General features: G+C 70.9%; 9 protein-coding genes and 1 pseudogene. 4 read left to right on the top strand and 6 right to left on the bottom strand.

The genetic code is table 11. The features are described from left to right. Together VF697_RS41150 and VF697_RS41145 are read right to left on the bottom strand one after the other, a co-directional pair. Positions 1-296 (bottom strand): annotated as a pseudogene (locus tag VF697_RS41150) (serine/threonine protein kinase); the annotation flags it as partial. Between the two features lie 50 nt (positions 297-346). After that, a complete protein-coding gene (locus VF697_RS41145) occupies positions 347-1,666 on the bottom strand; it encodes a trypsin-like peptidase domain-containing protein (protein WP_331103926.1) in 1,320 nt (439 codons plus the stop codon). Positions 1,667-1,796: 130 nt separating this feature from the next. Here VF697_RS41145 and VF697_RS41140 point away from each other — a divergent pair, with 130 nt between their 5' ends. Then, positions 1,797-2,804, top strand: coding sequence for an ATP-binding protein (locus VF697_RS41140; RefSeq protein ID WP_331103925.1), 1,008 nt, complete (start codon positions 1,797-1,799; stop codon positions 2,802-2,804). 6 nt (positions 2,805-2,810) lie between these two features. On the opposite strand, the gene VF697_RS41135 is transcribed toward VF697_RS41140, so the two are convergent. Then, entirely contained in the window at positions 2,811-3,848 is a 1,038-nt protein-coding gene (locus VF697_RS41135) for an agmatinase family protein (RefSeq protein ID WP_331103924.1), read from the bottom strand. A 154-nt stretch (positions 3,849-4,002) separates the two neighbouring features. Further along, entirely contained in the window at positions 4,003-4,611 is a 609-nt protein-coding gene (locus VF697_RS41130; RefSeq protein ID WP_331103923.1) for a hypothetical protein, read from the bottom strand. Between the two features lie 273 nt (positions 4,612-4,884). Here VF697_RS41130 and VF697_RS41125 point away from each other — a divergent pair, with 273 nt between their 5' ends. Then, on the top strand, positions 4,885-6,588 hold the full coding sequence (locus tag VF697_RS41125; RefSeq protein WP_331103922.1) for a bifunctional metallophosphatase/5'-nucleotidase: 1,704 nt from the start codon (positions 4,885-4,887) through the stop codon (positions 6,586-6,588). Between the two features lies 1 nt (position 6,589). On the opposite strand, the gene VF697_RS41120 is transcribed toward VF697_RS41125, so the two are convergent. Together VF697_RS41120 and VF697_RS41115 are read right to left on the bottom strand one after the other, a co-directional pair. Further along, positions 6,590-7,579, bottom strand: a complete 990-nt coding sequence (locus VF697_RS41120; protein ID WP_331103920.1) for an NAD(P)H-quinone oxidoreductase — start codon at positions 7,577-7,579, stop codon at positions 6,590-6,592. Positions 7,580-7,635: 56 nt separating this feature from the next. Continuing rightward, positions 7,636-8,595, bottom strand: coding sequence for a magnesium transporter (locus VF697_RS41115; RefSeq protein ID WP_331103919.1), 960 nt, complete (start codon positions 8,593-8,595; stop codon positions 7,636-7,638). Positions 8,596-8,679: 84 nt separating this feature from the next. Between VF697_RS41115 and VF697_RS41110 the strand changes: the two genes are divergently transcribed. Next, positions 8,680-8,895: a DNA gyrase inhibitor YacG gene (locus tag VF697_RS41110; RefSeq protein WP_331103917.1), complete on the top strand. Its 216-nt coding sequence runs from the start codon at positions 8,680-8,682 to the stop codon at positions 8,893-8,895. After that, positions 8,892-9,000, top strand: a 109-nt coding sequence (locus VF697_RS41105) for a CpsB/CapC family capsule biosynthesis tyrosine phosphatase (RefSeq protein WP_331103927.1), incomplete at its 3' end; no start/stop codon positions are given. The genes VF697_RS41110 and VF697_RS41105, both read left to right, overlap by 4 nt.

Genomic DNA, 9,000 nt, shown 5'->3' with positions numbered 1-9,000 from the left:
TCCAGCAGCCGGCGCAGCGACTCGCCATCGGCGAACTCGGTGACGCGGGCGAGGCCGGCGTCCAGGGGCACCAGTCCGTGGACGCGCAGGATGTTGGGGTGCTCCAGCATGGAGGCGCGTTGCGTCTCCCGCTGCAGCCCGGCGGACAGCTCCTCATCCCGAGCGACCTCGGGGGGGGCCCACACCAGCACCACCGGACGGGGAGGGACTCCCTCCGGGAGCGCGAGCCCGAGGAAGGCGCGGGAACCCTCGCCCGCCAGCAGCGGGCCGAGGGGCTGATAGCGAACCTGACTCATTGGGACCCCATGCTAGAGGCCCCGACCGGAGGATCGCTAGAGCCCCGTCCCTAGAAAGGCAGGGTGACGTGGTACCTGTAGCGCCCGCGCTGCACCAGCAGCAGGACGCTCCGGGCGCTCCGGGCGCTCAGGAGCGCCTCCTGGAAGGAGGCAGGCTCAGCGACCGACTGGTTGTTCACCCGGGCGATCAGGTCCCCGGGCTCCAGCCCCACCTCGTCGGCCACCGAGCCGGGGCGCACGGCCTGCACGGACATGGCGCCGCGCACCGGCTTCACCCGCAGTCCCAGCCGGTTCCACGTCAGGGCCTCGATGAGCTGGGGCGGGAACTCCACGGGCGTCACCTGGAGGGTGCGCTGCCCGCCCTCGCGGAAGACGATGAGCGGGAAGGCGGCGCGAGCGGGGTAGCCTCGGGCGCGGGTGACGTAGTCCTCGGCGTCGGAGATGCGCGAGCCGCCCATCTCGGCCAGCACGTCGCCGCGGCGGATGCCGGCCTGATCCGCGGGGCTGCCCGGCTCCACGTCGCTGACGACGGCGCCGTACGTCCGGTCCCATCCGAGCTGCCGGGCCAGACGCGGCGACAGGTCCTGCGCCTCGATCCCCACCCAGGCCGGGCGCACCTTCCCGAAGCGGGTGAGCTCGTCCATGATCCGGCGCACCTTGTCGGCGGGGATGGCGAAGCCGATGCCCTGGGCGCTGGCGAAGATGGCGGTGTTGATGCCGATGACGTCCCCGTCCACGTTGAGCAGCGGCCCGCCCGAGTTGCCCGGGTTGATGGCCGCGTCCGTCTGGATGAAGTCGTTGTAGGTGCGCCCGTCGGCCTTGAAGGTGCGGCCCGTGGCGCTCACCACGCCCGACGTCACCGTCTTGCTCAGGCCGAAGGGGCTGCCGATGGCCACCACCGTCTCGCCGATCATCAGGTCCGAGCTGGTGCCCAGCTTCGCGGCGGGCAGGGCCTGCTTGGAGCTGACCTTGAGCACGGCCAGGTCGTTGTTGGCGTCGCTGCCGATGACGTCGGCCTCCAGCTCGCGCCCGTCGGCCAGCACCACGTGGATGGCCGAGGCGCCGCGGATGACGTGGTCGTTGGTGATGATGATGCCGTTGGGATCCACGATGACGCCGCTGCCCAGGCCCTGCTGGCGCTGCCGCTGCGGGGGCGCGCCGAAGAACTCCTCCATGGGCGAGCGCCGGCCCCGGAAGGGCGACTCCGCCTCGCTCTCGGTGCCGATGAACACGACCGCGGGGGAGACCTTCTGCACCACCTCCACGATCTCATTGCGGCGTCGGGCCTGATCGGCGCGGGCGCTGGTTCCACTGGTGAACGCGAGCGCGACCACGAGCAGCACTCCCCACCGGCTCACTGGCTTCTTCACGTCAAGTCCTCCCTGTGTACGGTTGCAATGTCGGGTGCGAGACGTCCTGATTGTCGGGAACCGCGCAGCATTTCCGACATTCCCGAGGACCGGCCTGGACGCGCCGCACCGGGTTGAATGGAATGCACCCATGAGTCTCGTCCTGGTAGCGGACGATGAGCCCGCGGTGCTCGAAGTGCTGAGCCAGGTCGTCGAGGACCTGGGGCACGATGTGATCCAGGCGCGTGACGGCGAGGAGGCGTGGAACCTCGCGCGTGCGCGCCGGCCGAACCTGGTGGTCACGGACCACATGATGCCGCGATTGAGCGGTCTGGATCTCTGTCGCAAGCTCAAGGGCGACGAAGTTCTCGGCCGTGTGCCCATCATCCTGTTGAGCGCGGTTCTCCCACATGGTGCGCCGGAGGCCCACGCCTTCCTCCACAAGCCCTTTGAGATCACCGACTTCGAGTCGCTGATCCGCCAGGCGCTGGCGGAGGCCCCGCCGTCGAAGGGCCTGGAGGGCTCGGCGGCGGTGGAGGCCCTGGGCACCTGGGTGGCCCTGGGTTTCGAGGGCCCCTTGTCCACGGCGCGCGCCCAGGTGGAGCGGCTGAGGACGGAGGGCCGGGCGGACGGCGGGGCGCTGGAGACGCTCGGGGCGCAGCTGCGGACGATGGAGGCCCTGTCTCGGGACTTCCAGGAGGCGGCGCAACTGGCGGCCCGCACGGTGATGTTGCGGCCGGTGATGGCGGACCTGGGGGTGCACCTGCGCCACACGCTGGAGGCGTGGAGGCAGGACAGGCCCCAGGTGCGCTGGACGCTGGAGGCCCCGGACTCGCGGGTGGAGCTGCGCTTCGATCCGGCGCGGATGGGCCAGGCGCTGGACGCGCTGCTGGGCCATGCCGAGCGGCATGGGGGCGAGGTGCGGGTGGAGCTGGAGTCCACGCCGTCGCTGGTGACGGTGCGGGTGAAGGACCAGGGCCCGGGCGTCTCGGACGAGGAGCTGCGGCACCTCTTCGAGCCCTTCCGCGCGGGAGGGGCCGGCAGTGGCCTGGGGCTCTTCATCGCCTCGGAGCTGGCGCGGCTGCATGGCGGTGGGCTCTCGGTGGAGTCCAGGCGGGGGCAGGGCACGACGTTCAGCGTGGTCCTCCCCCGGGGCTGAGGGGCTCTACTTGCGCTCGGACTTCAGCATCCAGCCGATCATCTTGTAGAGCAGCCGGGCGCCGACGTTCCCATCCCACTCGCCGCCCTCGGGATCCGGGGCGACCTCGGTGAGGTCGAACCCGACGATGGTGCGGCCGGAGCGGACCACGCCGGACATGAGCGCGACGGCCTCGGGGAAGGACAGCCCGCCGGGGACGGGCGTGCCGGTGTGAGGGCAGAGCACGGGATCCAGCCCGTCGATGTCGAAGGACAGGTAGACGTGCTGGGGCAGGCCCTTGACCATCTCATCCACCTGACGATTCCAGGGGATGCCGTCGAAGCGCTTGTGGTTGATGTCCGAGTCGAAGAAGGCGCGGACGCGGCCGCCGGAGGCCTCGATGTAGCGGTGCTCGTCCTCGCTCATGTCGCGGATGGCCACCTGGACGAGCGACTTCACGCCTGGAATCCGCTCGGCCACGTTGTGCATGATGGAGGCGTGGGACCAGGTGAAGCCCTCGTAGGCATTGCGCAGGTCCGCGTGGGCATCCAGGTGGAGCACGCCGAGGCCGGGGTACTTCTCGGCGTGGGCGCGGATGATGCCGAAGGAGATGGAGTGGTCCCCGCCGATGGCGCCCACGCGCTTGCCCTTGGCGAGCCACTCCTTGGCGGTGCGGTAGACGGCCTCGTGGAGCTGCTCGCACAGCTGGTTGACCTCGGCGGAGGCGGCCTGGAGCTCGGCGTTGGCGTGGTCGATGCCACCGGCCTCGACGATGGGGACGGCGCGCTCCTTGGCGCGGGTGTTCCAGGCGCGCCACTGCTCGGGCTCGGGCAGCAGGGCGATGCCGCGCTCATAGGGGCGGCCGGTCTCGACGTCGAAGAGGTCGACCTGCCGGCTGGCCTCGAGCACGGAGGTGGGGCCCTCGGAAGTGCCACCTCCGTAGCTGGTGGTGGCCTCGAAGGGTACGGGGATGAGGACGACGTGGGCCTCCTCGGCGGAGTGGGGAAGGCCGAAGATGCCGGAGCCGGGGGCCGCGGCGGCGCTAGGGTCGAAGGCAGCAGGCATGGTGGCGGCGGAGGATAAGGGTCCGGGTGCGCTAAGCAACGATCCTCTGCACGGAAACCATTTCCCCGGTCCCCCCGGTCTCCCTCCCTGGGGAAGCCCCCGTCAGGGCCCCGCCTGGAGGCTCCCTGGGGAGGCGGGCGGGCGTGAGGCCGGCTCAGGCCAGTACCCAGAAGCCTCCGAGCATCACCGAGCCGAACGAGGCCACCCCGGGCACGTGGCGCATGAGCGCCTCGCGCTTGGGCATGGCGTTGGAGCTGGCCGACAGGGCCGCGGTCAGCGCCGCCATGGCCACGGTGCTGCCGAAGGCGAAGCCACCGAGGAACAGGGCCCGCCACGTCGCGGAGGAGGCCACCGCCGCGGGCAGCAGCATCAAAACGGCTGCCGCGCCCGTCATGCCGTGGATGAAGCCGATGGTGAGCACGTTCCGGGTCGTGGCCCGCCTCCCGGCCGGGGTCGTCTGATCGCTCGGAGCACGGTGGGTCAGCCAACGGCGCAGGCCCATCCCCCCGGTCACCAGCAGTGCCACGCCCGCCAGGCGGTCTCCGTAGGTACTCAGCACATCGAGGTCCAGGGCCGCGGCCGCCATCGCCACGCCCGCCGCGCAGAGCAGGGTTCCGAAGGCATGCCCCAATCCCCACATCAGGCCGACCCGCCAGGCCCTCCGGCCGATGCCGACGGAGAGAGGTGCCAGGCTCAGCAGATGATCCGGGCCAGAAACGGCGTGGATCGCACCCGAGCCCAATCCAGCAAGCGCTGCAACCATGGTCTTGCCTCTCCTCTTCTGGTGACCGACACACACACGTCGACCCCCCATGAAGAGAGAATGCGGACCGAGGCCTGATAAATCCAAGATAACCTTTTCATCACGCTGATAGGTACTGGCTATCATCAGGAACAGCGGGCAGGCAGTCACACGAGCGCCTCCTGCGGGTCAGGGTCGCGGACGGAGACCTTCCCCCGCGCATCCGGCTCCGCTCGCCGGGACTTCCGGTCAAGCTGGTAGCGGCCGTGGCACTCTCCTGAGAATCTGGCGCGCATGCGCCACTGCCCGCGTCTGACCCGGTTCACCTCGGGACTCCTGCTGTCGCTGCTCCTCGCCACGGGCTGTGCGTCCGTCCGCGGGCGCGCGACGCAGGCGGCACTCTCCCGGCTGGACATCTCCCTGTGTCCGGACAGGAGCCTGGAGCTGCCCGCGCCGCCCGGCTTCACCCCCGAGTTCACCGTCATCCAGCTCAACGACATCTACCGGATCGGCCCGGTGCGCGGCGGCCGGGCCGGAGGGTTGAGCCGGGTGGCGGCCCTGGTGGAGAGGACGCGCTCGGAGGGCCAGCCCGTCTTCCTCGTGCACGCGGGGGACTTCCTCTTCCCGTCCGTGGAGAGCGATCTCTTCGGGGGTCGGATGATGGTGGACGCGCTCAACTTCCTGGATCGCGAGCTGAAGGGAGGCGAGGCGTCGACGCGCGGGGAGTTGCTCGTGGTCCCCGGCAACCACGAGTTCGAGAAGGAGGAGGCGGGTCCGCTGGTGGAGGCGCTCGGAAGGTCGGAGTTCCGGTGGATCGCCTCCAACCTGGAGCTCACGGGTGCCGCCTCGGGCGTCTCGGGCAGGGTCGCCCGGGACGCGCTCTTGCAGATGGGGGGAATGAAGGTGGGCATCTTCGCCCTCACCCTCGAGGAAGGGCTGACGGGCAGGGCCTACGCGCGGACGCCCGACGGGTACCGCGCGAGCGCCGAGGAGCGCATCGCGGAGCTGGAGCGGCGCGGGGCGGAGCTGCTCATCGGCATCACCCACCTGCGGATGACGGACGACGTGCCCCTGGCCCGGAAGCTGCGGGAGCGCCACCCGAAGCTGCTGTGGCTCGCGGGGGGGCACGACCACACGTGCATGTACAGCCAGCCCTCGGCGCTGGTGACGAAGGGGGACGCCAACGCGGTCCGCGTCTGGCGCCTCGTGTTCGGCCGGGACGGGACCGGGGCTCCCGCCCTGCGCGCGGAGATGCTCTCCCTGACGGAGGCCTACGAGACGAGCGCCCGCTACGACGCGAACGTCTGGGCGCCGAGCCTGAAGGAGCTGGAGGAGAAGCTCCCCGGTTACAGCGAGGTCATTGGCAAGGCCCGGGTTCCACTCGAAGCCCGTGAGCAGTGCATCCGCAACATGGAGACGAACCTCGGCAACTACCTGACCGACCTGATGCGCGCCGAGGCCGGCCCGACCGCGCCCGCCCAGGACACCCTCGCGGCGGTGAACGGGGGACTGATCCGGCTCGATGATCGGGTGGACGGGGTGTTGAGCGGCGAGTTCCTGGAGCGGACCCTGGGCTTCAAGGCCCCCGTGTGCCGCGCGGAGGTCCGGGGCTCGGACATCCAGAAGCTGCTGGAGTACTCCGTCTCGGGCAACCCCGGGGAAGGCCGCTTCCTCCAGGTGTCGGGATTGCGGTTCACCTTCACGCGCGAGCGGGCCCCGAACAGGCGCGTCACCTCGGTGGAGGTGGGCGACGTGCGCGGCGGCTTCTCTCCCCTCGAGGAGGACAAGACGTACGTCCTCATGACGCTCGAGCGCATCATGAAGAAGCTGGAGAGCGAGGGGCGGAAGAAGTACCCGCTCACCTGCGGGCGCGACCTCGAGGACCTCCTCCGGGAGGGGCTCGGGAAGGAGCCCGAGGGCATCGCTCCGCGCAAGGAGGGGCGCATCACCGAGCTGAACGCGCCCGACTACTGTCCGGAGCCCGCGGCGGCGCCCTGACTCACTCCCAGCGCAGGACGAGCTTGCCCACCGACTCGTTCTTCGCCATCCGGGTGAGCGCCTCGCGGGCCTCGCGCATGGGGTACACGGCATCCACCACCGGCGCGAGCGCCCCGGACTGGAACAGGGGCAGCAGACTCCGCTCGGCGGCCTGGGTGAGGGCCATCTTCTCCTCGGGGGGCCGGCTGCGGAGCACGGTGCCGGTGATGCGCAGCCGTCGGGTGAGGATGACGCTCAGGTCCGCCTGCACCTGCGAGCCGGCCACCAGGCCCACGAGCAGCACGCGCCCCTGGGGAGCCATGGCGCGCAGCGTCTCCGGGAGGTAGTCGCCGCCCACGAGGTCCAGCGTGAGGTCCACGCCGCGTCCCCCGGTGGCCTCCCGGACGGCCTCGGCGAAGCGCGGAGGCGAGGCGTCACACAGCAGCGTCTTCTCCACGCCCCAGGCGGAGGCGCGGGAGAGCTTCTGCGCGTTGCGTCCCGTCCCGAAGACCCGGGCCCCCATGGCGCGGCAGAGCTGCGCGGCGGCGGAGCCCACGCCACTGGCCACGGCATGGATGAGGACGGACTCGCCCAGGCGCAGCCCGCCCTGGAGGACGAGCGCGTCGAAGGCGGTGAGGTACGCCTCGGGGAGCGCGGCGGCCTGGGGGAAGTCGAGGCCCTCCGGCATGGGGAGGGCCTCGCGCTCGTGGGTGGTGAGCTGTTCGGCGAAGGCCCCTCCGCCCACCAGTCCCATCACCCGGTCCCCCACCTTGAACCGGCGCACGAGCGAGCCGGTGGCCACCACTTCCCCGGCGTACTCGAGGCCGGGCACATCCGCGGGGGCACCCGGAGGCGCGGGGTAGCCGCCGCGAAGCTGGAGGAGGTCGGCGCGGTTGAGGGCGGTGGCGCGCACGCGCACGAGGAGCTCCCACGGGCCGGGAGCCGGGGCGGGACGCTCCTCGAGCTCGAGCACCTCGGGGCCGCCAGGACGGGTGATGCGGAGGACCTGCATGGAGGGCACCTCGGGGGGATTGAACCGGGACAGTGAAGCACGAGGCAGGGCGCGCCCTAGACGACGAGGTGCGTGACGAGGGTGAAGTAGGTGAAGAGGGTGATGTTGTCGGAGATGGCGAGCACCAGGGGCGCCGAGGCCATGTGGGGGTCCACGCGGAAGCGGTGGAAGAGGAAGGGCAGCACCGCGCCGAGGCAGGCGGCGAGCGAGGTGGACAGGGTGATGGCGATGAAGAGGACGATGGGGAAGGCGAAGTTGGCGGCGTAGATGCGCCCGAGCAGGGCCACCACGATGGCGGCCATCATCCCGGCGAGGCTGGTGCCGATCACCTCGCGGCGCACGTGGAGCTTGTCCACGCGCTGCTCGGCGAGCATGGAGGAGGAGACGGCGGTGGTCTGCACCCCGAGGCTCTCGGAGAGGACGAGCACCATGGGGATGAAGGCGGCCACCACGACGAGCCGCTCCACGGTCTGCTCGAAGAGCCGGGACACGGTGGCCGCGAGGAAGCCGCCGCCGATGTTGACGAGCAGCCAGGGGAAGCGCCGCAGGGCCATGAGGAGCGGGCGCGTCTCCTTCATCTCGTCCTGGGGGAGGCCGACGAAGCGGTACACCTCGCCGCGCACGCGGCCCTCCACCTCGTCGAAGAGGGTGTCGGAGAAGGTGTCGACGAAGTTGCTCACCTCCACCACGCCGAGGATGCGGTCCTGGGCGTCCACCACGGGGAAGGCGAGGAAGCGGTAGGTGACGAAGAAGTCCTCCACCAGCGAGTCCGGCGCGTCCGCGGGGAGCTTCACCACGCGGGTGAACATGATGGAGGAGATGCGCTCCTCGGGGGCGGCGCGGATGAGCTTGCGGATGGGCACCACGCCCACCAGCCGGCCGTCGGGGTCGACGGCGTAGCAGTAGAAGATCTCATTGCTGCCGGGGGCGGCGCGCGTCTTCTCCAGCGCCTGGGCCACGGTGTCCCCGGCGCCCACGGAGACGAAGTCCCGCGAGAGCCGGTCGCTGCGCAGCAACGAGTGTTCTTCGTCAGGGGGAGAGGACACGCGGGGACTGTAAACGCGCTGGCCCGAGCGAGCGTCAAGGCTTATGAGTACGGCGTGTCCACGACTGTCCGAGAGTGCGCCACCTGCCGGAAGCCGGTCGCCCCGCGTGCCGAGAACCCGGCGTATCCCTTCTGCTCCAAGCGCTGCCGGATGGTGGACCTGGGGCGCTGGCTGGGGGAGGAGTACCGCGTGCCGGATCGGCAGGCGGACGAGCAGGAGGATGAGCTCCCGGCGGGGCAGCATCCCGAGCGCACGGACGGCGACGCGTGAGCGGGCTGTGCGACCTGCACTGCCACCTGCTGCCGGGGGTGGATGACGGGGCGCGCACGCTGGAGGACGCGGTGGAGATGGCGCGGGCGCTGGTGGACCTGGGCT

This window comes from Archangium sp. (assembly GCF_036388035.1).
Taxonomy (GTDB): Bacteria; Myxococcota; Myxococcia; order Myxococcales; family Myxococcaceae; genus Archangium.
Note: the sequence above shows the minus strand (reverse complement) of the source record. Positions and strands in the feature narration are given on the sequence as shown.